The sequence below is a fragment of the Minwuia thermotolerans genome (assembly GCF_002924445.1).
In the GTDB taxonomy this organism is placed as follows: domain Bacteria; phylum Pseudomonadota; class Alphaproteobacteria; order Minwuiales; family Minwuiaceae; genus Minwuia; species Minwuia thermotolerans.
Window position 1 is genome coordinate 1 of record NZ_PIGG01000076.1, and the last position, 24,609, is coordinate 24,609.

General features: G+C 67.3%; 37 protein-coding genes. 32 read left to right on the forward strand and 5 right to left on the reverse strand.

All coding sequences use genetic code 11. The features are described 5' to 3' along the window. From tuf to CWC60_RS21575, 32 genes are all read left to right on the forward strand, one after another. Positions 1-1,188 carry an elongation factor Tu gene (tuf, locus tag CWC60_RS21420; protein WP_109795960.1) on the forward strand — a complete coding sequence of 396 codons (1,188 nt, stop codon included), beginning with the start codon at positions 1-3 and terminating at the stop codon, positions 1,186-1,188. Between the two features lie 68 nt (positions 1,189-1,256). Next, a complete protein-coding gene (gene rpsJ / locus CWC60_RS21425; RefSeq protein ID WP_109795961.1) occupies positions 1,257-1,565 on the forward strand; it encodes a 30S ribosomal protein S10 in 309 nt (102 codons plus the stop codon). A 15-nt stretch (positions 1,566-1,580) separates the two neighbouring features. Next, positions 1,581-2,366: a 50S ribosomal protein L3 gene (gene rplC, locus CWC60_RS21430; RefSeq protein ID WP_109796093.1), complete on the forward strand. Its 786-nt coding sequence runs from the start codon at positions 1,581-1,583 to the stop codon at positions 2,364-2,366. A gap of 2 nt (positions 2,367-2,368) precedes the next feature. Further along, positions 2,369-2,989, forward strand: a complete 621-nt coding sequence (gene rplD / locus CWC60_RS21435) for a 50S ribosomal protein L4 (protein WP_109795962.1) — start codon at positions 2,369-2,371, stop codon at positions 2,987-2,989. Continuing rightward, positions 2,986-3,279 carry a 50S ribosomal protein L23 gene (locus tag CWC60_RS21440; RefSeq protein WP_109795963.1) on the forward strand — a complete coding sequence of 98 codons (294 nt, stop codon included), beginning with the start codon at positions 2,986-2,988 and terminating at the stop codon, positions 3,277-3,279. The genes rplD and CWC60_RS21440 overlap by 4 nt, the downstream gene beginning before the upstream one ends. Before the next feature lie 4 nt (positions 3,280-3,283). Next, on the forward strand, positions 3,284-4,111 hold the full coding sequence (gene rplB / locus CWC60_RS21445) for a 50S ribosomal protein L2 (RefSeq protein ID WP_109795964.1): 828 nt from the start codon (positions 3,284-3,286) through the stop codon (positions 4,109-4,111). 52 nt (positions 4,112-4,163) lie between these two features. Next, positions 4,164-4,442, forward strand: a complete 279-nt coding sequence (rpsS, locus tag CWC60_RS21450) for a 30S ribosomal protein S19 (RefSeq protein WP_109795965.1) — start codon at positions 4,164-4,166, stop codon at positions 4,440-4,442. A gap of 4 nt (positions 4,443-4,446) precedes the next feature. Beyond that, positions 4,447-4,827 carry a 50S ribosomal protein L22 gene (rplV, locus tag CWC60_RS21455; protein WP_109795966.1) on the forward strand — a complete coding sequence of 127 codons (381 nt, stop codon included), beginning with the start codon at positions 4,447-4,449 and terminating at the stop codon, positions 4,825-4,827. Continuing rightward, positions 4,827-5,519, forward strand: a complete 693-nt coding sequence (gene rpsC, locus CWC60_RS21460) for a 30S ribosomal protein S3 (RefSeq protein WP_109795967.1) — start codon at positions 4,827-4,829, stop codon at positions 5,517-5,519. Before rplV ends, rpsC begins: the two co-directional genes overlap by 1 nt. Before the next feature lie 25 nt (positions 5,520-5,544). Next, positions 5,545-5,964, forward strand: coding sequence for a 50S ribosomal protein L16 (gene rplP, locus CWC60_RS21465; RefSeq protein ID WP_109795968.1), 420 nt, complete (start codon positions 5,545-5,547; stop codon positions 5,962-5,964). A 1-nt stretch (position 5,965) separates the two neighbouring features. Continuing rightward, a complete protein-coding gene (rpmC, locus tag CWC60_RS21470; protein ID WP_109795969.1) occupies positions 5,966-6,160 on the forward strand; it encodes a 50S ribosomal protein L29 in 195 nt (64 codons plus the stop codon). A 4-nt stretch (positions 6,161-6,164) separates the two neighbouring features. Then, positions 6,165-6,416 carry a 30S ribosomal protein S17 gene (gene rpsQ, locus CWC60_RS21475; RefSeq protein ID WP_109795970.1) on the forward strand — a complete coding sequence of 84 codons (252 nt, stop codon included), beginning with the start codon at positions 6,165-6,167 and terminating at the stop codon, positions 6,414-6,416. A 37-nt stretch (positions 6,417-6,453) separates the two neighbouring features. Continuing rightward, positions 6,454-6,822, forward strand: coding sequence for a 50S ribosomal protein L14 (gene rplN, locus CWC60_RS21480; protein WP_109795971.1), 369 nt, complete (start codon positions 6,454-6,456; stop codon positions 6,820-6,822). Between the two features lie 2 nt (positions 6,823-6,824). Beyond that, positions 6,825-7,148, forward strand: a complete 324-nt coding sequence (gene rplX, locus CWC60_RS21485) for a 50S ribosomal protein L24 (protein WP_109795972.1) — start codon at positions 6,825-6,827, stop codon at positions 7,146-7,148. A gap of 11 nt (positions 7,149-7,159) precedes the next feature. Continuing rightward, a complete protein-coding gene (gene rplE, locus CWC60_RS21490; protein ID WP_109795973.1) occupies positions 7,160-7,717 on the forward strand; it encodes a 50S ribosomal protein L5 in 558 nt (185 codons plus the stop codon). Then, entirely contained in the window at positions 7,717-8,022 is a 306-nt protein-coding gene (gene rpsN, locus CWC60_RS21495; RefSeq protein ID WP_109795974.1) for a 30S ribosomal protein S14, read from the forward strand. The genes rplE and rpsN overlap by 1 nt, the downstream gene beginning before the upstream one ends. Before the next feature lie 10 nt (positions 8,023-8,032). Further along, positions 8,033-8,431, forward strand: a complete 399-nt coding sequence (gene rpsH, locus CWC60_RS21500; protein ID WP_109795975.1) for a 30S ribosomal protein S8 — start codon at positions 8,033-8,035, stop codon at positions 8,429-8,431. A 2-nt stretch (positions 8,432-8,433) separates the two neighbouring features. Beyond that, positions 8,434-8,967: a 50S ribosomal protein L6 gene (rplF, locus tag CWC60_RS21505; RefSeq protein ID WP_109795976.1), complete on the forward strand. Its 534-nt coding sequence runs from the start codon at positions 8,434-8,436 to the stop codon at positions 8,965-8,967. Between the two features lie 11 nt (positions 8,968-8,978). Next, on the forward strand, positions 8,979-9,347 hold the full coding sequence (gene rplR, locus CWC60_RS21510; protein ID WP_109795977.1) for a 50S ribosomal protein L18: 369 nt from the start codon (positions 8,979-8,981) through the stop codon (positions 9,345-9,347). Positions 9,348-9,359: 12 nt separating this feature from the next. Next, positions 9,360-9,917: a 30S ribosomal protein S5 gene (gene rpsE / locus CWC60_RS21515; protein WP_109795978.1), complete on the forward strand. Its 558-nt coding sequence runs from the start codon at positions 9,360-9,362 to the stop codon at positions 9,915-9,917. Next, positions 9,910-10,104: a 50S ribosomal protein L30 gene (gene rpmD / locus CWC60_RS21520; RefSeq protein ID WP_109795979.1), complete on the forward strand. Its 195-nt coding sequence runs from the start codon at positions 9,910-9,912 to the stop codon at positions 10,102-10,104. The genes rpsE and rpmD overlap by 8 nt, the downstream gene beginning before the upstream one ends. A gap of 40 nt (positions 10,105-10,144) precedes the next feature. Further along, positions 10,145-10,696, forward strand: coding sequence for a 50S ribosomal protein L15 (rplO, locus tag CWC60_RS21525; RefSeq protein WP_109795980.1), 552 nt, complete (start codon positions 10,145-10,147; stop codon positions 10,694-10,696). Positions 10,697-10,804: 108 nt separating this feature from the next. Next, positions 10,805-12,148 (forward strand): preprotein translocase subunit SecY, encoded by a 1,344-nt coding sequence (gene secY / locus CWC60_RS21530; RefSeq protein WP_109795981.1) that lies wholly within the window; start codon positions 10,805-10,807, stop codon positions 12,146-12,148. Continuing rightward, complete coding sequence (locus CWC60_RS21535) at positions 12,145-12,720, forward strand: adenylate kinase (protein ID WP_109795982.1); 576 nt, start codon at positions 12,145-12,147, stop codon at positions 12,718-12,720. Before secY ends, CWC60_RS21535 begins: the two co-directional genes overlap by 4 nt. Before the next feature lie 119 nt (positions 12,721-12,839). Next, positions 12,840-13,208: a 30S ribosomal protein S13 gene (gene rpsM, locus CWC60_RS21540; RefSeq protein ID WP_109795983.1), complete on the forward strand. Its 369-nt coding sequence runs from the start codon at positions 12,840-12,842 to the stop codon at positions 13,206-13,208. A 7-nt stretch (positions 13,209-13,215) separates the two neighbouring features. Beyond that, the gene (gene rpsK / locus CWC60_RS21545; RefSeq protein WP_109795984.1) at positions 13,216-13,605 is read left to right on the forward strand and encodes a 30S ribosomal protein S11; all 390 of its coding nucleotides are present in this window, start codon (positions 13,216-13,218) and stop codon (positions 13,603-13,605) included. Between the two features lie 100 nt (positions 13,606-13,705). Next, positions 13,706-14,722, forward strand: coding sequence for a DNA-directed RNA polymerase subunit alpha (locus CWC60_RS21550; RefSeq protein WP_109795985.1), 1,017 nt, complete (start codon positions 13,706-13,708; stop codon positions 14,720-14,722). Between the two features lie 37 nt (positions 14,723-14,759). Then, the gene (gene rplQ / locus CWC60_RS21555) at positions 14,760-15,188 is read left to right on the forward strand and encodes a 50S ribosomal protein L17 (protein WP_109795986.1); all 429 of its coding nucleotides are present in this window, start codon (positions 14,760-14,762) and stop codon (positions 15,186-15,188) included. Between the two features lie 81 nt (positions 15,189-15,269). Next, a complete protein-coding gene (locus tag CWC60_RS21560) occupies positions 15,270-16,676 on the forward strand; it encodes a Do family serine endopeptidase (protein ID WP_109795987.1) in 1,407 nt (468 codons plus the stop codon). Then, complete coding sequence (locus tag CWC60_RS21565) at positions 16,676-17,998, forward strand: replication-associated recombination protein A (RefSeq protein WP_109795988.1); 1,323 nt, start codon at positions 16,676-16,678, stop codon at positions 17,996-17,998. Before CWC60_RS21560 ends, CWC60_RS21565 begins: the two co-directional genes overlap by 1 nt. 132 nt (positions 17,999-18,130) lie before the next feature. Beyond that, positions 18,131-18,508 carry a fluoride efflux transporter CrcB gene (gene crcB, locus CWC60_RS21570; protein ID WP_109795989.1) on the forward strand — a complete coding sequence of 126 codons (378 nt, stop codon included), beginning with the start codon at positions 18,131-18,133 and terminating at the stop codon, positions 18,506-18,508. Next, a complete protein-coding gene (locus tag CWC60_RS21575; protein ID WP_109795990.1) occupies positions 18,505-19,494 on the forward strand; it encodes an RluA family pseudouridine synthase in 990 nt (329 codons plus the stop codon). The genes crcB and CWC60_RS21575 overlap by 4 nt, the downstream gene beginning before the upstream one ends. A gap of 8 nt (positions 19,495-19,502) precedes the next feature. On the opposite strand, the gene CWC60_RS21580 is transcribed toward CWC60_RS21575, so the two are convergent. From CWC60_RS21580 to CWC60_RS21600, 5 genes are all read right to left on the reverse strand, one after another. Continuing rightward, positions 19,503-20,042, reverse strand: coding sequence for a GNAT family N-acetyltransferase (locus CWC60_RS21580; RefSeq protein ID WP_109795991.1), 540 nt, complete (start codon positions 20,040-20,042; stop codon positions 19,503-19,505). Further along, entirely contained in the window at positions 20,039-20,887 is an 849-nt protein-coding gene (sseA, locus tag CWC60_RS21585; RefSeq protein WP_109795992.1) for a 3-mercaptopyruvate sulfurtransferase, read from the reverse strand. The genes CWC60_RS21580 and sseA overlap by 4 nt, the downstream gene beginning before the upstream one ends. Before the next feature lie 10 nt (positions 20,888-20,897). Continuing rightward, positions 20,898-21,611, reverse strand: coding sequence for an alanyl-tRNA editing protein (locus CWC60_RS21590; RefSeq protein ID WP_109795993.1), 714 nt, complete (start codon positions 21,609-21,611; stop codon positions 20,898-20,900). A 41-nt stretch (positions 21,612-21,652) separates the two neighbouring features. Beyond that, positions 21,653-22,654 carry a cysteine synthase A gene (locus CWC60_RS21595; protein ID WP_109795994.1) on the reverse strand — a complete coding sequence of 334 codons (1,002 nt, stop codon included), beginning with the start codon at positions 22,652-22,654 and terminating at the stop codon, positions 21,653-21,655. A gap of 81 nt (positions 22,655-22,735) precedes the next feature. Continuing rightward, positions 22,736-24,547, reverse strand: coding sequence for a sensor histidine kinase (locus CWC60_RS21600; RefSeq protein WP_109795995.1), 1,812 nt, complete (start codon positions 24,545-24,547; stop codon positions 22,736-22,738). Between the last annotated feature and the right edge of the window lie 62 nt (positions 24,548-24,609).

Genomic DNA, 24,609 nt, shown 5'->3' on the forward strand with positions numbered 1-24,609 from the left:
ATGGCCAAGGAGAAGTTTGAGCGTAACAAGCCGCACTGCAACGTTGGCACGATTGGCCATGTTGACCACGGCAAGACGACGCTGACGGCGGCGATCACGATGACGCTTGCGGAATATGGCGGCGCGGTGAAGTCGTACGCGGACATCGACAACGCGCCGGAGGAGAAGGCGCGCGGCATCACGATCTCGACGGCGCATGTGGAGTACGAGACGGAGAACCGTCACTACGCGCATGTCGACTGCCCGGGTCACGCCGACTACGTGAAGAACATGATCACGGGCGCTGCGCAGATGGACGGCGCGATCCTGGTGGTTTCGGCGGCGGACGGTCCGATGCCGCAGACGCGCGAGCACATCCTGCTGGCGCGCCAGGTGGGCGTTCCGGCGCTGGTGGTGTTCATGAACAAGGTCGACCAGGTCGACGACGAGGAACTGCTGGAGCTGGTCGAGCTGGAGATCCGCGAGCTGCTGTCTTCGTACGATTTCCCCGGCGACGACATCCCGATCATCCGCGGCTCTGCGCTGGCGGCGGTCGAGGGGACGAACGACGAGATCGGCAAGAAGGCGATCCTGGAGCTGATGAAGGCGGTGGACGAGTACGTGCCGCAGCCGGAGCGTCCGAAGGACCAGCCGTTCCTGATGCCGATCGAGGACGTGTTCTCGATCTCGGGCCGCGGCACGGTGGTGACGGGGCGCGTGGAGCGCGGCGTGGTCAAGGTTGGCGAGGAGGTCGAGATCGTCGGCATCCGCGACACCAAGAAGACGACGTGCACGGGCGTGGAGATGTTCCGCAAGCTGCTGGATCAGGGCGAGGCGGGCGACAACATCGGCGCGCTGCTGCGCGGCGTGGCGCGCGACGACGTGGAGCGCGGCCAGGTTCTGGCGAAGCCGGGCTCGATCACGCCGCACACGAAGTTCAAGGCGGAGGCCTATATCCTGACCAAGGAGGAGGGCGGCCGTCACACGCCGTTCTTCGGCAACTACCGGCCGCAGTTCTATTTCCGGACGACGGACGTCACGGGCGTGATCGAACTGCCGGAAGGCACGGAGATGGTGATGCCGGGCGACAACGTCGCCATGACGGTGCAGCTGATCAACCCGATCGCGATGGACGAGGGCCTGCGCTTCGCCATCCGCGAGGGCGGACGCACCGTCGGCGCCGGCGTCGTCGCGTCCATCATAGAGTAGGCACACGAATACCTGGCCGCCGCCGGGCCTTTTCGACGGCGGCCGGTTTTACTTAAGGGAAGCGCGACATGGACAGTCAGAATATCCGGATCAGGCTGAAGGCCTTCGATCATCGGGTACTTGACCAGTCGACGAGCGAGATCGTGAACACCGCCAAGCGCACGGGCGCCCAGGTGCGTGGGCCGATCCCGCTGCCGACGCGGATCGAGAAGTTCACGGTGCTGCGTTCGCCGCATATCGACAAGAAGTCGCGCGAACAGTTCGAGATCCGGACCCACAAGCGGTTGCTGGACATCGTCGAACCGACGCCCCAGACGGTGGACGCGCTGATGAAGCTCGACCTCGCCGCGGGCGTCGACGTTGAGATCAAGCTCTAGGTCGGGATGAGTTCCATGCGAACCGGACTAATTGCACGCAAGCTTGGCATGACCCGCGTCTTCGGCGCGGGCGGCGAGCATCTGCCGGTGACGGTGCTGCAGATCGACGGCTGTCAGGTCGTCGCGCACCGCACGGCGGAGACCGACGGCTATACCGCGCTGCAACTGGGCGCGGGAAAGGCCAAGGTGAAGAACGTCAACAAGCCCATGCGCGGCCACTACGCCAAGGCCGAGGTGGAGCCGAAGATGAAGCTGGCCGAGTTCCGGGTCGACGCCGACGCGCTGGTCGACGTGGGGGCCGAGCTGTTGCCCTCGCACTTCGTCCCCGGTCAGAAGGTCGACGTCGTCGGCACCTCGATCGGCAAGGGCTTCGCGGGCGCCATGAAGCGCCACAACTTCGCCGGCCTGCGCGCCAGCCACGGCGTCTCGGTCTCGCACCGCAGCCACGGCTCCACCGGTCAGTGCCAGGATCCGGGCCGGGTGTTCAAGGGCAAGAAGATGGCCGGCCACATGGGCGACGCGCGGGTCACGGTGCAGAACCTGAAGGTGGTCCGCGCCGACGACGAGCGCGGCATCGTCCTCGTCGAGGGCGGCGTGCCGGGCGCCAAGGGCGCCTGGGTGCTGCTGCGCGACGCGGTCAAGCGGGCCCTGCCCGAGGAGGCGCCGTTCCCGGCCGCCGTCCGTGCGGCCGCGGCCGCGCCGGCGGCAGCCCCTGCGGAAGAGCCGGCGGAAGCCGAAGCCGAGGCCCCGAGCGAAGCGCCCGCCGAGGCGCAGGGCGCCGAGAGCAAGGAGGAGAAGTGACCATGCAGGCCAAGGTCATCAACCTCGAGAACGGCGAAGCCGGCGAGATCGAACTCGACGACGGCATTTTCGGCCTCGAGCCCCGCGCCGACATCCTGCACCGCATGGTGAACTACCAGCTCGCCAAGCGGCGCGCCGGCACCCACAAGGTCAAGGGCCGCCACGAAGTCGCGCGCACCGGCGCCAAGCCCTTCAAGCAGAAGGGCACGGGCCGCGCACGCCAGGGTTCGTGGAAGGCCCCGAACCACCGCGGCGGCGGCGTCGCCCACGGTCCGGTGGTGCGCAGCCACGCCCATGATCTGCCCAAGAAGGTCCGGCGGCTGGCCATGCTGCATGCGCTGTCGTCCAAGCGCGCCGACGACAAGCTGATCATCGTCGACACGGCGTCGCTGGACGAGGCCAAGACCAAGGGCCTGGCGGCGAAGCTGAAGGGCCTCGGCCTGAGCTCGGCGCTGATCGTCGACGGCATGGAGCCGAACGAGAACTTCGTCCGCGCGGCCAGGAACATCCCGATGATCGACGTGCTGCCCAGCCAGGGCGCGAATGTCTACGACATCCTGCGCCGCGAGCACCTGGTGCTGACGCGGGCGGCGGTCGAAGCGCTGGAGGCGCGTCTCAAATGAGCCTTGAACGCTATTACGACATCATCGAGAGCCCGGTGATCACCGAGAAGTCGACCCTGTTGTCGGAGCACAATCAGGTGGTCTTCCGGGTTGCGAAGGACGCCACCAAGCCCGAGATCAAGGCGGCGGTGGAGACCCTGTTCAAGGTGGAGGTCTCGGCCGTCAACACCATGATCGTGAAGGGCAAGACCAAGCGCTTCCGCGGGCGGCCCGGCCGCCGGCCGGACGTCAAGAAGGCCATCGTCACCCTGGCGGAAGGCCACTCCATCGATGTGACCACGGGACTCTGAAGCCATGGCGCTCAAGACGTACAATCCGACGACGCCGTCCCAGCGGGGCCTGGTTTCGGTCGACCGTTCGGCTCTGCACAAGGGCGGTCCGGTCAAGAGCCTGACCGAAGGCCTGACGAAGAAGGGCGGACGCAACAACACCGGCCGGATCACCGCGCGCCGGATCGGCGGCGGCCACAAGCGGCGCTACCGCATGGTCGATTTCCGGCGGCGCAAGTTCGACATGCCGGCGACGGTGACGCGGCTGGAATACGATCCGAACCGGACGGCCTTCATTGCGCTGATCGAGTACCAGGACGGCGAGCTGAGCTACATCCTGGCGCCGCAGCGTCTGGCCGTCGGCGACCGCGTGCTCTCCGGCGAGCGCTGCGACATCAAGCCGGGCAACGCGATGCCGCTGCGCAACATGCCGGTCGGCACCATCATCCACAATGTGGAGATGAAGCCGGGCAAGGGCGGCCAGATGGCCCGCTCCGCCGGGGCCTACGCGCAGCTGATCGGCAAGGACGCGGGCTATGCCCAGCTCCGTCTGTCCTCGGGCGAACAGCGCATGGTGCGCGGCGAGTGCATGGCCACCGTCGGCGCCGTGAGCAACCCCGACCAGGCCAACACGAAGCTGGGCAAGGCCGGCCGCAAGCGCTGGATCGGCAAACGGCCCGCCGTGCGCGGCGTGGCCATGAACCCGGTCGACCATCCGCATGGCGGCGGCGAGGGCCGCACCTCGGGCGGCCGTCATCCGGTGACCCCGTGGGGCAAGCCGACCAAGGGTGCGCGCACACGGCGCAACAAGGCCGGCGACAAGTGGATCATGCGCAGCCGCCACAAGCGGTAGCGCGAACTGACGAGAGGCCGGTGGGCCTCGGAAACGAAGGGAAGAGCGGACCGTGGCACGTTCAGTTTGGAAAGGACCGTTCGTCGACGGCTTTCTGTTGAAGAAGGCCGAGGCGGCGCGGGAGTCGGGGCGCAAGGACGTGATCAAGATCTGGTCCCGGCGCTCGACGATTCTGCCGCAGTTCGTCGGTCTGACGTTCGGCGTCTATAACGGCCAGAAGCACATTCCGGTGCTGGTGTCGGAGGAAATGGTCGGTCACAAGTTCGGCGAGTTCGCGCCGACCAGGACCTATTACGGCCATGCCGCCGACAAGAAGGCCAAGAGGAGATAGTCGGATGGGCAAGCAAGCAAGAGAACGGTCGCTCGCCGACAACGAGGCCCGGGCCATCGGGCGCAACCTGCGCATCAGCCCGCAGAAGCTCAATCTGGTCGCCCAGACCATCCGCGGCCGCAAGGTCGAGGACGCGCTGGTCCAGCTGAGCTTCAACAAGCGCCGGATCTCGCTGGACGTGAAGAAGGTGCTGCAGAGCGCCATCGCCAATGCGGAGAACAACCACCAGCTCGATCCCGATCTGCTGGTGGTCAAGGAAGCCCATGTCGGCAAGGGCCTGGTGATGAAGCGCTTTCAGGCGCGCGCCAGGGGCCGCGCCGGCCGGATCGTGAAGCCGTTCAGCCATCTGACGGTCGTGGTCGCCGAAGTCGAGGAGGCGAACTGATGGGTCACAAGGTCAATCCGATCGGGCTCCGGCTCGGCATCAACCGCACCTGGGACTCGCGCTGGTTCGCGGACGACAAGGTCTATTCCAACCTGCTGCACGAGGATCTCAGGATCCGCGACCACCTGTTCAAGCGTCTGTCGGGCGCCGGCGTGTCGCGGGTCGTCATCGAGCGGCCGGCCAAGAAGGCGCGCGTGACCATCCATTCGGCGCGGCCGGGGGTGGTCATCGGCAAGAAGGGTCACGACATCGAGAAGCTGCGCCGGGATCTCTCGGCCATGACGTCCTCGGAGGTCGCGGTGAACATCGTCGAGATCCGCAAGCCCGAGGTCGACGCCAGGCTGGTGGCCGAGAACATCGCCCAGCAGCTGGAGCGCCGCGTGGCCTTCCGGCGCGCCATGAAGCGTGCGGTCCAGAACGCCATGCGCCTGGGCGCGCTGGGCATCCGGATCAACTGCGGGGGCCGTCTGGGCGGCGCCGAGATCGCCCGCACCGAGTGGTACCGCGAGGGCCGTGTGCCGCTGCACACGCTGCGCGCCGACATCGACTACGGCACCGCGACGGCGAAGACCGCCTACGGCGCGATCGGCGTCAAGGTCTGGGTCTTCAAGGGCGAGATCATGGCGCACGACCCGATGGCGCAGGACAAGCGTCTGCAGGAGCAGCAGAGCTCCGGCGGCCGTTCCTCGTGACGAACTGTTGAGTTGAGGCGGGAAAATGCTGCAACCGAAACGGACGAAATTCCGCAAGGCCCACAAGGGACGCATCCATGGCGTCGCCAAGGGCGGCACGACGCTGAACTTCGGCGCCTATGGCCTGAAGGCCCAGGAGCCGGAGCGGGTCACCGCGCGTCAGATCGAGGCCGCGCGGCGCGCCATCACGCGCCATATCAAGCGCGCCGGCCGCGTCTGGATCCGCATCTTCCCGGACGTGCCGGTTTCGAAGAAGCCGACCGAGGTCCGCATGGGCAAGGGCAAGGGCTCGCCGGAATACTGGGTGGCCCGGGTCAAGCCGGGGCGGATCATGTTCGAGCTGGACGGTGTCCCGCACGAGCTGGCCAGGGAAGCCTTCGAACGCGCGGCCGCGAAGCTGCCGATGAAGGTCAAGATGGTCAGCCGGTATCCGGAGGGCAATTGAGATGGACGTGCAGGATATCCGCGCCAAGTCCGAAGACGAACTGAAGGAAAGCCTGACCGACCTGAAGAAGGAGCAGTTCAACCTGCGCTTTCAGCGGGTGACCGGCCAGGTCGAGAACACGGCCCGCATTCGCCAGGTGCGCCGCGAGATCGCGCGCATCAAGACGGTCATGGGCGAGCGGACGAAGGGAGCCTGAGAAGATGCCGAAGCGCGTCATGCAGGGCGTCGCGGTCAGCGACGCCAATGACAAGACGGTGGTCATTCGCGTGGAGCGGCGGGTGAGCCATCCGCTCTACAAGAAGATCATCCGCCACAGCAAGAAGATCCACGCCCATGACCCCGAGAACAGCTGCAAGGTCGGGGACACGGTGCGGGTCATCGAGTGCGCGCCCTACTCCAAGCTGAAGCGCTGGGAAGTGGTGGCGACGAACGTGAGCAACGAGGCCGGCTGATTTCCGCCGATCTTAGTGAAGGGACAGGAGTGGTCCGATGATTCAGATGCAAACCAACCTGGACGTCGCCGACAATTCGGGCGCACGCCGGGTGCAGTGCATCAAGGTGCTGGGCGGCTCGAAGCGCAAGGTGGCCGGCGTGGGCGACATCATCGTCGTCTCCGTCAAGGAGGCCATCCCGCGCGGGCGCGTCAAGAAGGGCGACGTGATGCGCGCGGTGATCGTGCGTACGGCCAAGGAAGTGCGCCGCGGCGACGGCACTGCGATCCGCTTCGATCGCAATGCGGCGGTGCTGATCAACAAGCAGAACGAGCCGATCGGCACGCGCATCTTCGGTCCCGTGACCCGCGAGCTGCGCGGCAAGGGCTACATGAAGATCATCTCGCTGGCGCCGGAGGTTCTGTAACCATGGCCGAGAAGTTCAGGATCAGGAAGGGCGACAAGGTCGTCGTGCTGGCCGGCCGCGACAAGGGCCGCAAGGGCGAGGTGCTGCGCGTCATCCGTGACGAGCGCCGCGTTGTGGTCTCCGGCGTGAACATGATCAAGCGTCATCAGCGTCCCGGCGCGGGCAATCCCGGCGGGATCATCGAGCGCGAGGCGCCGATCCACATTTCCAATGTCGCCCACGAGGACCCGAAGGACGGCGCGCCCACGCGCGTCGGCTTCAAGGTGCTCGAGGATGGCCGCAAGGTGCGCGTCGCCAAGCGGTCCGGCGAAGTGATCGACGTCTGAGGAGGAGCAGGATGGCTCAGCCAAGACTGAAAGAACATTACACCAGCCAGGTCGTTCCGCAGATGACGGAACGGTTCGGCTACAAGAACGTCATGCAGATGCCGAAGCTCGAGAAGATCGTGGTCAATATCGGTGTCGGCGAAGGGGTCAGCGATTCCAAGAAGGTGCAGGCCGCTGCCGCGGAACTGGCCCGGATCACAGGCCAGAGGCCGGTGATCACCAAGGCCCGCAAGTCGGTGGCGACCTTCAAGCTGCGCGAGGGCATGCCGGTGGGCGTGAAGGTCACGCTGCGCGCCAGCCGCATGTACGAGTTCCTGGACCGGCTGATCACCATCGCGCTGCCGCGCGTTCGGGACTTCCGGGGCGTGAACCCCAACAGCTTCGACGGTCACGGCAACTACGCCATGGGCCTGAAGGAACAGATCGTCTTTCCGGAACTCAACTACGACGAGGTCGACGACATCCGGGGCATGGACATCATCATCTGCACGACGGCGCGGACCGACGACGAGGCGCGGGAGCTTCTCGCCGGGTTCAACATGCCGTTCCGCAAGCCGGGGAGCGAATAATGGCCAAGGTCAGCTCTATCGAGAAGGACAAGCAGCGCCGCCAGCTGGTGAAGAAACACGCCGCCAAGCGCGCCGAGCTGAAGGCGATCGCGAAGGATCCTTCGCGTCCGCAGGAAGAGCGCTTCGCCGCCCGTCTGAAGCTGGCGGAACTGCCGCGCAACAGCTCCAAGACGCGCCTGCGCAACCGCTGCGCGATCACCGGCCGGTCCCGCGGTTATTACCGCAAGCTGGGCCTGTCGCGCATCGCGCTGCGTGAACTTGGCTCCCAGGGATTGATCCCGGGCCTCGTCAAGTCGAGCTGGTAAGGATAGAGACATGTCGTTTTCTGATCCCATCGGAGATATGTTGACCCGTATCCGGAACGGCCAGATGGCGCGCAAGACCGCCGTCCGGGCGCCGGCCTCGAAGTTCCGCGCCGGCGTGCTCGACGTGCTCAAGCGCGAAGGCTACATCCGCGATTTCCGTCTGGAAGACGGCGATCGGGGCTTCCCGGAACTGGTCATCGAACTCAAGTATTTCGAGGGCACGCCCGTGATCTCGAAGATTCGCCGCGTCTCGAAGCCGGGCCGGCGCGTCTATTCCAAGATCGCCGACCTGGGCAAGGTCGCCAACGGCCTGGGCATCTCGGTCCTTTCGACCCCGCGGGGCGTGCTCTCCGACGAGGAAGCCCGCGCCGAGAATGTCGGCGGCGAAGTACTCTGCGAGGTGTTCTGATCATGTCGCGTATCGGCAAGAACCCTGTCCCGGTTCCCAGCGGCGTCGACGTCAAGCTGGACGGCCGGGACATCACCGTGAAGGGCAAGCTGGGTCAGCTCAGCATGCGCTTCGTCCCGGAGGTCGAGGTCAGCTTCGACGATGGCAGGATCACGGTCCGGCCCAAGGACGAGAGCCAGAAGTCCCGCATGATGTGGGGCATGCAGCGCACCCTGGCGGCCAATCTGGTCCACGGCGTCTCGGAAGGTTTTCACCGCGATCTGGAGATCACCGGCACCGGCTACCGCGCCCAGGTCCAGGGCAACAAGCTCAACCTGCAGCTCGGTTTCAGCCACGACGTGGTCTATGACATCCCGGACGGCATCGACATCAAGTGCGAGAAGCCGACCTCGATCCGGGTGTCCGGCATCGACAAGCAGCAGGTCGGCCAGGTGGCCGCCGAGATCCGCGGCTGGCGTCCGCCGGAGCCCTACAAGGGCAAGGGCGTGCGCTATGCGGACGAATACGTCGTCCGCAAGGAAGGCAAGAAGAAGTAAGGGCAGCGGCTATGGCTTATTACAAGCGCAAGACAGGGGCGGATCGGCGTCGCGAACGCGTCCGCGCCAAGCTACGCCGGGTTGCCGGCGATCGGCTGCGGCTGTCCATTCACCGCAGTTCCAAGCACATCTACGCCCAGATCATCGACGATCGGGGCGGCCGCACGGTGGCTGCGGCGGGTACCGTCGAGAAGGGCCTGGTCGGCGACATCAAGTCGACCATGTCCGTGGCGGCGGCCGAGGCGGTCGGCAAGGCGCTCGCCGAGCGTGCCGGCCAGGCCGGCGTGAAGTCGGTCGTCTTCGACCGGGGCGGGCTGAAATATCATGGCCGCGTGAAGGCGCTGGCGGACGCCGCCCGTGAGGGCGGCCTGGAATTCTAAGGGGTACGACGCATGGCACGTCCCGACTTTCATGACAGGGATCGCGACAGCGAGTTCGTCGACAAGCTGGTCCACATCAACCGCGTGGCCAAGGTGGTCAAGGGCGGCCGCCGCTTCGGCTTCGCCGCGCTGGTGGTGGTCGGCGACCAGAAGGGCCGCGTCGGCTTCGGCAAGGGCAAGGCCCGCGAGGTGCCGGAGGCGATCCGCAAGGCGACCGAGATGGCCAAGAAAACCATGATCCGCGTGCCGCTGCGCGAGGGCCGGACCCTGCATCACGACATCACCGGCCGTCACGGCGCCGGCAAGGTGGTGCTTCGCGCCGCCCCGGCCGGCACCGGCATCATCGCCGGCGGTCCGATGCGCGCCGTGTTCGAGACGCTCGGCGTGCAGGACGTGGTGACCAAGTCGACCGGCACCTCCAATCCCTACAACATGATCCGCGCGACCTTCGACGCGCTGGAGCACATCACGTCGCCGAAGCGCGTGGCCGCCAAGCGCGGCCGCAAGGTCGGCGACATCGTCAGCCGCCGGGATGACCAGGCGGCGGTTCAGGAGGCGGCCGATGGCTGAGGCAGGCAAGGTCAAGGTGACCCAGATCGGCAGCCCGATCGGGCGGCCGAAGGATCAGCGCGCGACGCTGGTCGGCCTGGGGCTGAACAAGATGCATCGCTCCCGCGTGCTGGAGGACACTCCCTCGGTGCGCGGCATGATCGCGAAGGTACATCACCTGGTGAAGGTGGAGGAAGTCGGCGCCTGAAAAGGCGGGCCGACGGAACGGACAGGAAGGACGATCAGCCATGCGTCTGAATGAGCTGAACGACAATCCGGGCTCGCGGGTCGACCGCAAGCGCGTCGGCCGCGGCATCGGTTCCGGCCGGGGCAAGACCGCCTCGCACGGACAGAAGGGCCAGAAGTCGCGCTCCGGCGTGGCCATCAAGGGCTTCGAAGGCGGCCAGATGCCGATCTACCGGCGGCTGCCGAAGCGCGGCTTCAAGAACATCTTCCGCAAGGACTATGTGGCCGTGAACATCGGCCGGGTGCAGCAGGCGGTCGACGACGGCCGTCTCGACGCGAACGAGAAGGTCAATGGCGCCGCCCTGGTCGCCGCTGGCGTCATCAGCCGCGCCCGCGACGGCGTCCGGCTGCTGGCCAAGGGCGAACTCACGGCGAAGCTCGACTTCGAGATCGCCGGCGCGTCGGCGAAGGCGGTCGAGGCGGTCGAGGGGGCCGGCGGTTCCGTCGCGCTGTCCGACAAGCCGACCGAGGAAGAACTGGCGGCCAAGGCGGCCAAGGCGGAGAAGCGCCGCGAGCGCGCCCGCAGCGGCAAGAAGAAGCCGAAGAAGAAGTGATCGCGGATCGGGGCCGCCCATCCGGCGGCGCGTCCCGATCCTGAATGAACCGAGGGTGTGGCAACAGCGGAGCCGTTCCGGCTCCGCGCCCTTGTTTGAGGTGAACCGATGGCGTCTGCCGCCGAACAACTCGCCGCCAATGTGAACTGGAGCGCCTTCGCCAAGGCGACGGAGCTGCAGAAGCGCCTGTGGTTCACCCTGGGCGCGCTGGTGATCTATCGGCTCGGCACCTACATTCCGGTGCCCGGCGTCGATCCGATCATCATGAAGGACGTCTTCGAGCAGCAGGCCGGCGGCGTCTTCGGCATGTTCAACGTCTTCGCCGGCGGCGCGCTGGAGCGCATGACGATCTTCGCGCTCAACGTCATGCCCTACATTTCCGCTTCCATCATCATGCAGCTGCTGACGACGGTCTCGCCGACCCTGGAGCAGTGGAAGAAGGAAGGCGAGCAGGGCCGCAAGAAGATCAACCAGTACACCCGCTACGGTACGGTGATCCTGGCCGCCTTCCAGGCCTACGGCATCGCCGCGGGACTGGAGGGATTGCAGGGCAGCGCCGGCAGCGCGGTCCAGGATCCGGGCATGTTCTTCCGCTTCACCACCGTGGTGACGCTGACCGGCGGCACGCTGTTCCTGATGTGGCTGGGCGAACAGATCACCGCCCGCGGCGTCGGCAACGGCATCTCGCTCATCATCTTCGCGGGCATCGTCGCCGAGCTGCCCAGCGCGCTGGCCGGCACGCTGGAACTCGGCCGCCTGGGCACGCTGTCGACCGCGGTGATCCTGTTCCTGATCGTCATGGTCGTCGCCACCATCGCCTTCATCGTCTTCGTCGAGCGGGCGCAGCGCCGGGTGCTGGTGCAGTATCCCAAGCGCCAGATGGGCAACCGCATGATCGGGGGCGAGACTTCGCACCTGCCCCTGAAGGTCAACACCGCCGGCGTCATCCCGGCGATCTTCGCTTCGTCGCTGCTGCTGATGCCGGTGACGGTGGCGCAGTTCAGCCAGGCCTCCGGGCCGGAATGGCTGCAGTCGGTCGTCGCCATGCTGGGCCCGGGCCAGCCGCTCTACCTGGCGCTCTACATCTCGGGCGTGGTCTTCTTCTGCTTCTTCTACACCTCGGTGGTCTTCAATCCGCAGGACACGGCCGACAACCTGAAGAAGAACGGCGGTTTCGTGCCCGGCATCCGTCCGGGCCAGCGCACGGCCGAATATCTGGACTATGTGCTGACCCGCATCACCGTGATCGGCGCCGCCTATCTGGCCGCGGTCTGTCTGTTGCCGGAGATCCTGCGCGGGCAGTGGAATGTGCCCTTCTATTTCGGCGGCACGTCCCTGCTGATCGTGGTCTCGGTGACCATGGACACCGTCGGCCAGATCCAGAGCCATCTGCTGGCGCATCAGTACGAGGGGCTGATCAAGAAATCGAAGCTGAGGGGAGCGAGGCGTTGAACATCATCCTTTTCGGCCCTCCGGGCGCGGGCAAGGGAACCCAGGCCCAGTTCATCGTGGAACGCTATGGCGTGGTGCAGCTCTCGACGGGGGACATGCTGCGCGCCGCGGTGGCCGAGGGCACCGAACTGGGCAAGCAGGCCAAGGCGGTGATGGACCGAGGCGACCTGGTCGACGACGCGACCATCATCGGCATCATCGGCGACCGGATCGACGAGCCCGACTGCCGCAACGGTTTCATCCTGGACGGCTTCCCGCGCACCCAGGCCCAGGCAGAGGGGCTGGACCGGCTGCTGGCGGACAAGGGGCTGAAGCTCGACGCGGTGATCGAGATCCGCGTGCCCGACGAGGAACTCTACAAGCGCATCGAGACCCGCGCCGCCGAGACCGGCGGCGCCCGGGCCGACGACAACGCGGAGACGCTGAAGAAGCGTCTCGACGTCTATCATTCGCAGACCGCGCCGGTGCTGTCCTACTACGAGAAGCAGGGCATGCTGGACACCGTGGACGGTCTGCAGTCAATCGAGGCGGTGACGACGGAGATCACCAAGGTTCTGGACGGGAAAGAATAGGCCGGAGGCGGTTGACGGACAGACGCGCATTCGTATAATCGCGCGCCTTCAACGAGCTTCTGGTCTTCGGGCGGCCTTCGCCGCGCCTTCCCGGCTGCGTTATTTGAGGAGAGAGCAACGTGGCGCGTATTGCTGGTGTCAACATTCCGAGCGCGAAACGCGTGGAGATCGGTCTGACCTACATTCACGGAATTGGCTCGGCCAAGGCCAGGGAGATCTGCGACAAGATCGGGATCGCCCAGGAACGGCGCGTCAACGACCTGACCGACGCCGAGGTCATCCAGATCCGCGAGGTCATCGAGAGCGACTACATGGTCGAAGGCGACCTGCGCCGCGAGACCGCGATGAACATCAAGCGGCTGATGGACCTGAAGTGCTATCGCGGGCTCCGGCACCGCCGCAGCCTGCCTGTGCGCGGCCAGCGGACCCACACCAACGCCCGCACCCGCAAGGGGCCGGCCAAGCCGATCGCCGGCAAGAAGAAGTAGGATCCAGATGGCGAAGAAAGAAACACGCGTCCGCCGCCGCGAGCGGAAGAACATCACCAACGGCGTGGCTCACGTCCAGGCGTCGTTCAACAATACCCTGATCGCCATCACGGACGTTCAGGGCAATGCGATTTCCTGGTCGTCGGCCGGTTCCATGGGCTTCAAGGGCTCCCGCAAGTCGACGCCCTATGCGGCGCAGATGGCGGCGGAAGACGCTGGCCGGAAGGCCCAGGAGCATGGCGTGCGTATCCTCGAGGTGCAGGTGAAGGGGCCGGGTTCGGGCCGCGAGTCCGCGCTGCGCGCGCTGCAGGCGACCGGTTTCGAGATCACCTCGATCCGCGACGTGACTCCGATCGCCCACAATGGCTGCCGGCCGCGCAAGCGCCGCCGGGTCTGATGCGGGCGCTGGCGGCGGACCCTCCGCCGCCGGCAATATCCGACGCTCCGCCCGGTCCGGTCGGCGAAGCGGTCTGAGACTTTGAGATGAGGTGCGCCAAGTGATCCAGCGCAACTGGAAAGAACTGATCAAGCCGAACAAGCTTGAGATCAAGGGCGGGGACGACGTCTCCCGCCGCGCCACCGTCGTCGCCGAGCCCCTGGCCCGCGGCTTCGGCCTGACGCTCGGCAATGCGCTCCGCCGCGTGCTGCTGTCGAGCCTGCAGGGTTCGGCGGTCACCGCGATCCACATCGACAACGTCCTGCACGAGTTCTCCTCCATCGAGGGCGTGCGCGAGGACGTCACCGACATCGTGCTGAACATCAAGCAGCTGGCGCTGAAGATGCACGGTGACGGGCCGAAGCGGATCTCGCTGAAAGCCACCGGTCCCGGCCCGGTCACGGCGGCCCAGATCGAAGCCGGTCACGACATCGACGTTCTCAATCCGGACCTGGTGCTGATGCATCTGGACGACGATGCGACCATCAGCATGGAAATGACCGTCGACAACGGCTCCGGCTATGTCGCGGCGTCCGCCAACCGGCCCGACGACGCGCCGATCGGCCTGATTCCGGTCGACTCGCTGTTCTCCCCGATCCGCAAGGTGGCCTACAAGGTCGAGAACACCCGCGAGGGCCAGGTGCTGGACTACGACAAGCTGTCGATGGAGATCGTCACCAACGGTTCGATCTCGCCCGAGGACTCGGTCGCCTATGCCGCGCGCATCCTGCAGGATCAGCTCCAGCTCTTCATCAACTTCGAGGAGCCGCAGCGCGAGACGGTCGAGGAGAAGTCCAGCGAGCCCGAGATCAACCGCAACCTGCTGCGCAAGGTCGACGAGCTGGAACTGTCGGTGCGTTCGGCCAACTGCCTGAAGAACGACAACATCGTCTATATCGGCGACCTGATCCAGAAGACCGAGGCGGAGATGCTCCGGACCCCGAACTTCGGGCGCAAGTCGCTGAACGAGATCAAGGAAGTTCTGTCCCAGATGGGTCTGCGGCTGGGCATGGAAGTGCCGGGCTGGCCGCCGGACAACATCGAGGACCTGGCGAAGAAGCTGGAAGACAATTACTGAGGCCCGTTGAGGCCCCGAACGGGAAGGTTGCGGAACAATGCGTCATCGCAAGAAAGGCCGGCGGTTCAACCGCTCCGCTTCGCACCGCAAGGCGATGCTGGCGAACATGGCGAACGCTCTGATCAAGCATGAGCAGATCAAGACGACCCTGCCCAAGGCGAAGGATCTCCGCCCGGTGGTGGAGAAGCTGGTGACCCTGGCCAAGCGGGGCGGCCTGCACGCGCGCCGCCAGGCCTACGCCCAGCTGCCCGAGGAGCGAATCGTCGCCAAGCTGTTCGACGAGCTGGCCGAGCGCTACAAGGACCGTCCCGGCGGCTATCTGCGCATCATCAAGGCCGGCTACCGCTATGGCGACTCCGCGCCGATGGCGATCATCGAGTTCGTCGACCGCAATGTGGACGCCAAGGGCGCCGATTCGGGTCCGGTCCCGGGCGACGACGAGGACGAGTTCGAAGACGCCGCCTGAACGGCCGGCATCCGGACGAGACGTGACGGAGGGGGGCGGACCGGCCACGGTCTGCCCCCTTCTGCGTATCGGGGAGGACGCATGCTGCGACTGGCGACGATACTGATCCTGCTTCTGGGCCCGGTGCTTTCGGCGGGCGCCGAGGAGGCGCGGCGGGCGCCGGGCGACCGCACGGAGATGATGCTCTCCTTCGCGCCGGTGGTGGAGAAGACCGCGCCGGCCGTGGTCAACATCTACGCCAAGCGCATGGTGCGCCGGCGCGCGAACCCCCTGCTTGACGACCCGTTCTTCCGCCGCTTCTTCGGCGACGCCTTCGGCGGCGGCGCGCGCGAGCAGGAGGTGCCGTCGCTGGGCTCCGGCGTGATCGTCGATCCCTCGGGTCTGATCGTCACCAACGCCCATGTCATCGAGGACGCCGACGACATCACCGTGGTGCTGCACGACCGGCGGGAGTTCGCCGCCGAGATCGTGCTGACCGACAAGGAGTCCGACCTGGCCGTATTGCGCCTGGAGCGCGGGGATCTGGATTTGCCGGTGCTGGCCTTCCGGGACTCCGACACGCTGAAGGTGGGCGATATCGTGCTGGCGATCGGCAACCCCTTCGGCGTGGGCCAGACGGTGACCAGCGGCATCGTCTCCGGCCTGGGGCGCAGCCGTGTGACCGGCGCCGGCGGGCCGCAGAACTTCATCCAGACCGATGCGGCGATCAATCCCGGCAATTCCGGCGGCGCGCTGGTGACCCTCGACGGCCGTCTCGCCGGCATCAACACAGCGATCTTTTCCCGCTCGGGCGGCAGCCACGGTGTCGGGTTCGCCATTCCCGCCGCCCTGGTGCGCGCCGTCGTCGAGGGCGCACGCTCGGGTCAGGGCATCGTCAGGCCCTGGATCGGCATGAGCGGCCAGGAATTGACCGCCGACATCGCCGAGGGGCTGGGGCGGGCGCGCCCCGGCGGGGTTCTGGTGGCCGACATCTATCCCGGCGGCCCCGCCGAACGCGCCGGGCTGCAGACCGGGGACGTCATCCTCGCCTTCGACGGCCGGCCGGTGGCGAATCCGGCCGATTTCGAGTTCCGCCTCGCCACCCGTTCGGTGGGCGATGTCGTCGATCTTGACGTCTGGCGCCGCGGCAGCGCGCTGGACGTGCAACTGCCGCTGCAGCGGGCGCCGGAGGTGCCGCCGCGCAACGTCACGCTTCTGGAGGATGCGCACCCCCTGCAGGGAGCGGAAGTGGCCAACCTTTCACCGGCCCTGATCGAGGAGATCGGCTTCGCCGGCCCGGACCGCGGCGTTGTCGTGCTTCGCGTCCGGCGCGGCTCCCAGGCCGCGCGGCTCGGCGTCCGGCCCGGCGACGTCGTCGTCGAGGTGAACGGCCGGCGGGTCTCGCTGGTCCGGGAGCTCGAGCCGCTGCTGCTCGCGGTGCGCGAACGCTGGACCATCCGTCTCCGGCGAGACGGTGGCGACTTCATCCTGCGGGCCAGGCGGGGCTGATGGCGGAAAGCCTTTTCGAGGCGGCGGGGGTCGACGGTGGCGGCACCCGGCCGCTGGCCGACCGGCTCCGCCCCGAGAGCCTCGCCGACGTCGTGGGGCAGGAACATCTGACCGGTCCGGAAGGACCGATCGGGCGCATGGCGGCCCAGGGCCGGCTGGGCTCCGTCGTGCTCTGGGGCCCGCCGGGGACGGGCAAGACCACCATCGCGCGGCTTCTGGCGCGTTCCGTGGACCTCGAATTCGTGCAGCTCTCGGCGGTCTTCTCCGGTGTCGCCGACCTGCGCAAGGCCTTCGAGGAAGCGCGTCAGCGCCGCCGTGACGGCCGTGGCACGCTCCTCTTCGTCGATGAGATCCACCGCTTCAACCGCGCCCAGCAGGACGGCTTCCTGCCGGTCGTCGAGGATGGCACCATCGTGCTGATCGGCGCGACGACCGAGAACCCGTCCTTCGAACTCAATCCCGCCCTGCTCTCGCGCTGCCAGGTGCTGGTGCTGCGCCGCCATGACGACGCCTCGCTGGAACGGCTGCTGGACCGTGCGGAGGCGGTGGAGGGACAGTCCCTGCCGGTCACCGAGGACGGACGTCTGGCGCTGAAGGCCATGGCCGACGGCGATGGGCGCTATCTCCTCAACCTGGCGGAGGAGCTCTACCGAATCGCACCGCCCGAGCCGCTCGATCCGGCGGGGCTGGCGGAATCGCTGCAGCGCCGCGCGCCGCTCTACGACAAGGCGCAGGAGAGCCACTACAACCTGATCAGCGCGCTGCACAAGTCGCTCAGGGGCTCGGACGCCGACGCCGCGCTCTACTGGATGGCGCGGATGCTCGCCGGTGGGGAGGATCCGCTCTATATCGCGCGGCGGCTGGTGCGCTTCGCCTCCGAGGATGTCGGGCTGGCCGACCCGGAGGCGCTGCACCAGACGCTCGCCGCCAAGGACGCTTACGATTTTCTGGGTTCGCCCGAGGGCGAGCTGGCGCTGGCGCAGGCAGCGATCTATCTCGCCACCGCGCCCAAGTCGAACGCTGCCTACAAGGCCTTCGGTGCGGCCTCGCGCTCGGCCCGGGCGACCGGCTCGCTGAATCCGCCCATGCACATTCTCAATGCGCCGACGAAGATGATGAAACAGCTCGGCTATGGCGATGGCTACGCCTATGACCACGACACGGCAGAGGGCTTCTCGGGCCGCAACTACTTCCCCGACGGGATGGCGCGGGAACGGTTCTACAATCCCGTCGAGCGTGGCTTCGAACGCGAGATCGCCAAGCGCCTCGCCTACTGGGACCGCCTGCGGCGGGAGAAGACGCGGGAGGACGGCGATGGGTGAGGCGTTTTACGAAGGGATGGAACTACTTGACGTCCTGGGGCTTGACCCCGGGACCCAGTCCTTCGGGTTGCTGGGCCCGTGGATCAAGTCCAGGGGCGGCAAGGTTGAGTGGTCCCATTCCGGAGGCAGGCCGTGAACGCCCTGATTGCGGTGGCGCTGGGCGGCGCGCTGGGCGCGCTCGGCCGTTATGGTGTGCAGGCGCTGATGCTGCGTCTGTTCGGCGCGGGGTTCCCGCTGGGCACGCTGACCGTCAATGTCGCGGGCAGCCTGCTGATGGGCTTTCTCGTGCACCTGCTGGTGGCGCGCGGCGCCTCGCCGGAACTGAAAAGCTTCCTGCTGATCGGCTGCCTCGGCGCACTGACGACCTTCTCGACCTTCTCGCTGGATGCGGTGAGCCTCTACGAGCGGGGCGCAGTGGGCCTGGCCGCGCTCTACGTCGCCGCTTCGGTGGTGCTGTCCATCGGGGCGCTGTTCGCCGGCGTCTCGCTGGCGCGCATGGTGACGCCATGAGCGGCGTCCGCCAGGAACGGGTGAAACGCGACGAGGACGGCATGCGCCTCGACCGCTGGTTCCGCGCCCGCTTTCCCGACGTGACCCAGGGCCGGCTGCAGAAGATGCTGCGCAAGGGCGAGATCCGCCTCGACGGCGGCCGGGTGAAGGCCGACCAGCGCGTTGCCGCCGGCCAGACCGTGCGTGTGCCGCCGCTGGGCGAGGTCCCGCCGTCGGCGCCGAAGGATCGCGATGGCGGTGTCAGCGAAGCCGACCGCAAGGCGGTCATGGCGATGGTGATCTACCGCGACCCGGAGGTGATCGTGCTGAACAAGCCCGCCGGGCTGGCGGTGCAGGGCGGCACGCGCGTCGGCCGTCATGTCGACGCCATGCTGCCGGCGCTGCAATTTGACGCCGGAGAGCCGCCGCGGCTGGTCCACCGCCTGGACAAGGACACCTCCGGCGTTCTGGTGCTGGCGCGGACCCGCCAGGCGGCGCAATGGCTGACCCGGGCCTTCCGCGACCGCGACACGGAGAAGACCTACTGGGCCATCACGGTGGGCGTGCCGCGCCCCCGCCGGGGCGAGATCGACCTGCGCCTTTCCAAGGAAGGCGGCCCGAAGGGCGAGCGGGTCGAACCGGTGCCCGAGGGCGGCCAGCGCGCCATCTCCCACTTTACGGTGATCGACGAGGCCGGCACGCGGGCGGCCTGGCTGGCCATGCGGCCCGTCACCGGCCGCACCCACCAGCTCCGCGTCCATGCGGCGGCCATCGGCTGCCCCGTCATCGGCGACGGCAAGTATGGCGGCGAGAAGGCCCATCCCGGCGGCTTCGCGTCGACGCTGCACCTGCACGCGCGGCGCATCGTGCTGGCGCGGCCGGACGGGCGGAAGCTGGATGTCACCGCCGATCCGCCGAAGGCGTTCCTGGAAGGGCTGGACCTGCTCGGCTTCGACGTCAACGACCCCGAGGCCACCGTCGACTGGGCCGAGCTGGCCGAGGAGTAGGGCGCGCCCTACGCCTCCGGCATGGGCATCAGCGTCGCCTCGCGGCGCTCATAGGGCGTGAAGCCGATCCGCTGGTACATGGGCAGGGCCGAGGGGTGGTCGGCGGTGCAGGTGTTGACCGTGACCCGGTCGGGTTCGCGCGACCACAGCTCGCTCACCGCCCAGTGCAGGAACCACGGCCCAAGCTTCTGGCCGATGAACTCCGGCATCAGGCCGAAATAGGCGAGGTCGGCGCGGGCCGGGAGCTCGCGGAAATCCAGCTCGGCAAAGCCCGCCGGCACGCCGCGGACATAGAGGACCATGATCTCGACCGCCTCGTCCCGGACGATGGCGGCGAGGCTCTCGTCGGAGAGCCAGCGCCGCTCGGTCCAGCTCCAGGCCGCGCCGACGGTGTTGTAGAGATAGCGGTAGAAGTGAACGGTCGGCCGCTCGGCGCGCAGCACCGCATGCGGGACCAGCGGCGTCGGCGGCGCGGCGCGCCGGGGCGGCGCATCCATCTCCAGGAAGGTGATGGTGACCGGGATGCCGGATCGATCCGCCCCGCTCATCGCGACACGGGCGTGTCCTCGCGCCCGCCCCATTCGGTCCAGGAGCCGTCATAGACCGCCGTCTGGCGGTGGCCCGTCAGATGCAGGCCGAGCGCCAGCACGCAGGCGGTCACCCCGGAGCCGCAGGTGGTGACCACCGGTTTCTTCAGGTCGACGCCGGCGTCCTCGAAGGCCTGGCGCAGTTCCGGTCCCTCCTTGAAGGTGCCGTCCTCGCGGAACAGACGCTGATAGGGGAGGTTCAGGCTGTGGGGAATGTGGCCCGACCGCAGGCCCTCGCGGGGCTCCGGCTCCGTGCCCCTGAAGCGGCCTTCGGCGCGGGCGTCCACCACCTGCTCGCGGTTGCGGTTCACATTCGCCTTCATCTGCTCCAGGTCGCGGACCAGGAAGCTGTTGAAACGCGCCGAGAGATGCCGTTCGCGCGGCACGTCGGGCAGGTTGTCGAGCGGGCGGCCCTCCGCCTTCCACTTCGGCAGACCGCCGTCGAGCACCGAGACGTCGTCATGGCCGAAGACGCGGAACATCCACCAGGCGCGGGCCGCCGCGGTGCAGCCGCCGCCGTCATAGACCACGATGCGGACGCCGTCGCCCAGCCCCAGCCGGCGGCAGCGCGAGGAAAACTTCTCCGGGCTCGGCAGCATGTGCGGCAGGTCGCTGTCGGTGTCGGCGATATCGTCGATGTCGAAATGGACGGCGCCCGGAATGTGCTCGGCGCGGAACTCCGCCTTCGGATCGCGGCCGAGCTGGGGCATGTACCAGGAGGCGTCGACCACGCGGACATCCGGCGCGTTCATGTGCCGGGCGAGCCACTCGGTCGAGACCAGGGATTGCGGATTGGCGTAGGACATCTGGACTTCCCTATTCGGCGAACTGGATGCTGACTCGGCGGTTCTGGCGGCCCTTTTTCTCGATCTTGCGGACCTCGACGGGGCCGATCTCGCCGGTCCTGCGGACATGGGTGCCGCCGCAGGGCTGCAGGTCGCGGCCCTCGATCTCGATCAGCCGGACATGGCCCGCGCTGGTCGGCGGCTTCACCGACATGGTCTTGACCAGCTCCGGCGTCGCTTCCAGCTCGGCGTCGGTGATCCAGCGGAAGCCCACGGCGTCGTCGGCCCGGACCAGATCGTTCAGCTTCTGCGTGATCTCGTCCTTGTCGAGGGTCGCCTCGGGGATATCGAAATCCAGGCGCGACTTCTCCGCGCCGACCTGGCCGCCGGTGACCGGGTAGGGCAGCACGGCCGACAGCAGGTGCAGGCAGGAATGCATCCGCATGTGGGCGTAGCGCCGCTGCCAGTCGATCTCGGCGGTGACCGTCTGACCGGGTTCGGGCGCGGTCTCGCCCTCGGCGGGCACGTGGACGATTTCGTCCGGGGCCTCGCCCTTCACCGCGGTCGCGATGCGGACCTCGCCGCCATCGGCCAGACGCAGCACACCGCAGTCGCCGGGCTGGCCGCCGCCGGTGGGATAGAAGACCGTGCGGTCGAGGACGATGCCGCCGCGGTCGTTGACCGCCACCACGGTCGCCTCGCACGACTTCAGATAGGCGTCGTCGCGGAAGAGCAGTTCGGTCATGTCGGCCTCCCCGGATCGGCTGCTGCCTCTGGGGAAATCGATTAGGCCAACCAGGGCGGCGTGGGCAAGCCCTTACTCTCGAGGAAGGCGGGATTGTATAGGCGGCTGAAATAACGCTCGCCGCCGTCGCAGAGCACGGTGACGATGGTGTGGCCGGGTCCCATGTCCTTCGCCATGCGGACCGCGCCGGCGACGTTCATGCCGCTGGATCCGCCCAGGATCAGGCCCTCTTCCTGCGCCAGGTCGAAGACCGTCTCCATCATCTCCGCGTCGGATATGCGGTAGGGCAGGTCGACATCCAGCCCCTCCAGGTTCGCCGTGATCCGGCCCTGGCCGATGCCTTCGGAGATCGAGCTGCCCTCGGCCTTCAGTTCGCCATGGGCGTAGTAGTGCCAGAGCGCCGCGCCGTGCGGGTCGGCCAGGCCGATCTTCACGCCCTTCTTCCGCTCCCTCAGCGCCTGCGCCACGCCGGCCAGCGTGCCGCCTGAGCCGACGGCGCAGATGAAGCCGTCGACCCTGCCGTCCGTCTGATCGAAGATCTCCGGGCCGGTGGTCTCGTAGTGGCCCTGTCGGTTGGCGACATTGTCGAACTGGTTGGCCCAGATCGCGCCGGCTTCGCTTGTTGCCGCCAGTTCCTCGGCCAGGCGGCCGGAATACTTCACGTAGTTGTTCGGGTCCTTGTAGGGGACGGCCGGCACCTCGCGCAGGTCGGCGCCGCAGATGCGCAGCATCTGCTTCTTCTCGTCGCTCTGGGTCTCGGGGATGACGATGACGCAGCGATAGCCCCGCGCCGCGGCGACCAGCGACAGGCCGATGCCGGTATTGCCCGCCGTGCCCTCGACGATGGTGCCGCCGGGCTTCAGCAGCCCCCGGCGCTCGGCGTCGGTGATGATGGCCAGCGCCGCGCGGTCCTTCACCGACCCGCCGGGATTGAGGAACTCGGCCTTGCCGAGAATCTCGCAGCCGGTTTCCTCCGACGCCTTGCGCAGGCGGATCAGCGGCGTGTTTCCGATGGTGCCGACGAAGCCGTTCTTGATACCCATGATTTTTCCGTGGAATTCCTGTTCCTCGCCCTATTGCGGGTATTTAGGGCGATCCACAGCATCGGTAAAGCTTCGCGGCCTTCAGGCAGAGAGTTTGCGCTCTCCGTTCGAACGGCGGCGGCCGACGATGCGCTCCCGAGGCAGCAGGACCACCGCCCGAACGCCCTCGCCGGGCAAGCTTTCCAGACTGAGCGCGCCCTGGTGCGCCTCGGCGAGCACGCGCGACAGCGGCAGGCCGAGGCCGGTGCCCTCGATCTCGCCGGCGACATGACTGTTGCCCCGGTTGAAGGGCCGCATGACCCGCTCGATCTCTTCCGCATCCATCCCGGGCCCCTGGTCCTGGACGTAGAGCTCCAGTCCGGCGCGCACACGGCGGCAGCCCAGTACGATCTCTGTCTTCAGCCCCGAGAATTTGGACGCATTGGAGAGCAGATTGGTCAGGATCTGGCGCACGCGGCGGCGATCCACGCGCACTTCCACGTCGCACTCGTCAAGAATCAGCCGGATCTTCTGATCGTGCTTGCGCACTGATTCGGAGACCAGCCGGACGCAATCGTCGAACAGCGTCTCCATCTCCACGGTTTCCTCGAACAGTTCCAGGCGGCCCGCCTCGCTGCGCGAGAGGTCCAGGATGTCGTTGATCAGCGACAGCAGATGCCGGCCCGAAAACTGGATATCACGGGCATAGTCGACATAACGGTCGTCGCCGAGCGGGCCGTAGATGCCGAGATCCATCATCTCCGAAAAACCGATGATGGCGTTGAGCGGCGTCCGCAGCTCGTGGCTCATGTGGGCGAGAAACTCCGACTTCGCCTTGTCGGCCTGTTCCGCCGCCTCGCGGGCGCGGTGAGCCATCTCCTCTGCGCCCTTGCGTTCGGTGATGTCCTGCAGAACGCCGTCGGCGATCATGCGCCCGATCCCATCGAGGCGCATCTTCACCGAGACCGACAGCCAGCGTACCCGCGACCCGTCGAGCACGCGGAACTCGTCGTGCCAGGGCACAGGCGAGGACTCGCTGCGTCGGAACCGCTGTTCGAGCTGCTCCCGGTCGTCAGGGTGGACATGCGCCATCAGGTTCTCCAGCCCGCCCTTCAGGTTCTCCGGACGCGAGGGCAGCAGCTCGCGGATGCCACCACTCCAGTAGCTGAAGACGAAACTGCCATCGGCCCGCTCCTGGCGCTGGAACAGTGCGCCCGGCAGGCGCTCGGCGAGATGCTCGAAACGCTGCTCGGTCGCCTTCAGCTTCAATTCGTGCCGGACCATCTGGGTCAGGTCGCTGACCGCGATCAGGACGCCGCCGTCCTCCATGCGCTGGGGTGTCAGGCGGATCCACATTTCGTCGCGGACGCGCACAAGGCGGGATCCCTGGCCATGGTTGACGAAGCGCTCCAATTCTCCACGGAACTCCTGTCCTGTCAGGCCATCCTCGGTACGCCCGCCATAGGCGGCGACGATTTCGACCATGTCCGAAAGATAGAGACCGAGACGGGTGTGCGGCGCCAGTTCGGGAAACATCTCGCGGAAGCGGCCGCTGATCAGGCTCAGCTTGCCCCGGCGGTTGAAGACCAGCACACCGTCGCCCACGGCCGAGAGCAGAGACTGCAGGTGCGTGCGCTCGCGCCAGATGGAATCGGCCTGCCCGCCGTCTTCGAATGCCGCGTGGCTGGTCAGACCAACCAGGGCGAGCGCGGTCACGCCGCCGCAGAGCGCCATGAGCAGGAAGGCACTGTCCGGCGTCAGCTCGGCGAAGCTGGCTGCCGCGAAAACGGAAAGGCCGGACAACGCAGAGGCCGCGCAGATATATGTCAGGGGATTGTCGCGCGCATAGCGAAGAAAGGCGCGGTGCAGGGCCGCGAGGGCGCTGGCAGCGCCGACTTTGGATGAGGCTGCCATTTCTAACCGTCCCGAGCCGGCATCTGCTACCGGTGCAGAGACTATGAAGCCAGTGTTACGAT

Bases quoted from the DNA above. Each gene is read 5' to 3' on its own strand.
- tuf (WP_109795960.1), top strand. From the start codon at position 1: ATGGCCAAGGAGAAGTTTGAGCGTAACAAGCCGCACTGCAACGTTGGC.
- rpsJ (WP_109795961.1), top strand. From the start codon at position 1,257: ATGGACAGTCAGAATATCCGGATCAGGCTGAAGGCCTTCGATCATCGG.
- rplC (WP_109796093.1), top strand. From the start codon at position 1,581: ATGCGAACCGGACTAATTGCACGCAAGCTTGGCATGACCCGCGTCTTC.
- rplD (WP_109795962.1), top strand. From the start codon at position 2,369: ATGCAGGCCAAGGTCATCAACCTCGAGAACGGCGAAGCCGGCGAGATC.
- CWC60_RS21440 (WP_109795963.1), top strand. From the start codon at position 2,986: ATGAGCCTTGAACGCTATTACGACATCATCGAGAGCCCGGTGATCACC.
- rplB (WP_109795964.1), top strand. From the start codon at position 3,284: ATGGCGCTCAAGACGTACAATCCGACGACGCCGTCCCAGCGGGGCCTG.
- rplV (WP_109795966.1), top strand. From the start codon at position 4,447: ATGGGCAAGCAAGCAAGAGAACGGTCGCTCGCCGACAACGAGGCCCGG.
- rpsC (WP_109795967.1), top strand. From the start codon at position 4,827: ATGGGTCACAAGGTCAATCCGATCGGGCTCCGGCTCGGCATCAACCGC.
- rplP (WP_109795968.1), top strand. From the start codon at position 5,545: ATGCTGCAACCGAAACGGACGAAATTCCGCAAGGCCCACAAGGGACGC.
- rpmC (WP_109795969.1), top strand. From the start codon at position 5,966: ATGGACGTGCAGGATATCCGCGCCAAGTCCGAAGACGAACTGAAGGAA.
- rpsQ (WP_109795970.1), top strand. From the start codon at position 6,165: ATGCCGAAGCGCGTCATGCAGGGCGTCGCGGTCAGCGACGCCAATGAC.
- rplN (WP_109795971.1), top strand. From the start codon at position 6,454: ATGATTCAGATGCAAACCAACCTGGACGTCGCCGACAATTCGGGCGCA.
- rplX (WP_109795972.1), top strand. From the start codon at position 6,825: ATGGCCGAGAAGTTCAGGATCAGGAAGGGCGACAAGGTCGTCGTGCTG.
- rplE (WP_109795973.1), top strand. From the start codon at position 7,160: ATGGCTCAGCCAAGACTGAAAGAACATTACACCAGCCAGGTCGTTCCG.
- rpsN (WP_109795974.1), top strand. From the start codon at position 7,717: ATGGCCAAGGTCAGCTCTATCGAGAAGGACAAGCAGCGCCGCCAGCTG.
- rpsH (WP_109795975.1), top strand. From the start codon at position 8,033: ATGTCGTTTTCTGATCCCATCGGAGATATGTTGACCCGTATCCGGAAC.
- rplF (WP_109795976.1), top strand. From the start codon at position 8,434: ATGTCGCGTATCGGCAAGAACCCTGTCCCGGTTCCCAGCGGCGTCGAC.
- rplR (WP_109795977.1), top strand. From the start codon at position 8,979: ATGGCTTATTACAAGCGCAAGACAGGGGCGGATCGGCGTCGCGAACGC.
- rpsE (WP_109795978.1), top strand. From the start codon at position 9,360: ATGGCACGTCCCGACTTTCATGACAGGGATCGCGACAGCGAGTTCGTC.
- rpmD (WP_109795979.1), top strand. From the start codon at position 9,910: ATGGCTGAGGCAGGCAAGGTCAAGGTGACCCAGATCGGCAGCCCGATC.
- rplO (WP_109795980.1), top strand. From the start codon at position 10,145: ATGCGTCTGAATGAGCTGAACGACAATCCGGGCTCGCGGGTCGACCGC.
- secY (WP_109795981.1), top strand. From the start codon at position 10,805: ATGGCGTCTGCCGCCGAACAACTCGCCGCCAATGTGAACTGGAGCGCC.
- rpsK (WP_109795984.1), top strand. From the start codon at position 13,216: ATGGCGAAGAAAGAAACACGCGTCCGCCGCCGCGAGCGGAAGAACATC.
- rplQ (WP_109795986.1), top strand. From the start codon at position 14,760: ATGCGTCATCGCAAGAAAGGCCGGCGGTTCAACCGCTCCGCTTCGCAC.
- CWC60_RS21560 (WP_109795987.1), top strand. From the start codon at position 15,270: ATGCTGCGACTGGCGACGATACTGATCCTGCTTCTGGGCCCGGTGCTT.
- CWC60_RS21565 (WP_109795988.1), top strand. From the start codon at position 16,676: ATGGCGGAAAGCCTTTTCGAGGCGGCGGGGGTCGACGGTGGCGGCACC.
- CWC60_RS21575 (WP_109795990.1), top strand. From the start codon at position 18,505: ATGAGCGGCGTCCGCCAGGAACGGGTGAAACGCGACGAGGACGGCATG.
- CWC60_RS21580 (WP_109795991.1), bottom strand. From the start codon at position 20,042: ATGAGCGGGGCGGATCGATCCGGCATCCCGGTCACCATCACCTTCCTG.
- sseA (WP_109795992.1), bottom strand. From the start codon at position 20,887: ATGTCCTACGCCAATCCGCAATCCCTGGTCTCGACCGAGTGGCTCGCC.
- CWC60_RS21590 (WP_109795993.1), bottom strand. From the start codon at position 21,611: ATGACCGAACTGCTCTTCCGCGACGACGCCTATCTGAAGTCGTGCGAG.
- CWC60_RS21595 (WP_109795994.1), bottom strand. From the start codon at position 22,654: ATGGGTATCAAGAACGGCTTCGTCGGCACCATCGGAAACACGCCGCTG.
- CWC60_RS21600 (WP_109795995.1), bottom strand. From the start codon at position 24,547: ATGGCAGCCTCATCCAAAGTCGGCGCTGCCAGCGCCCTCGCGGCCCTG.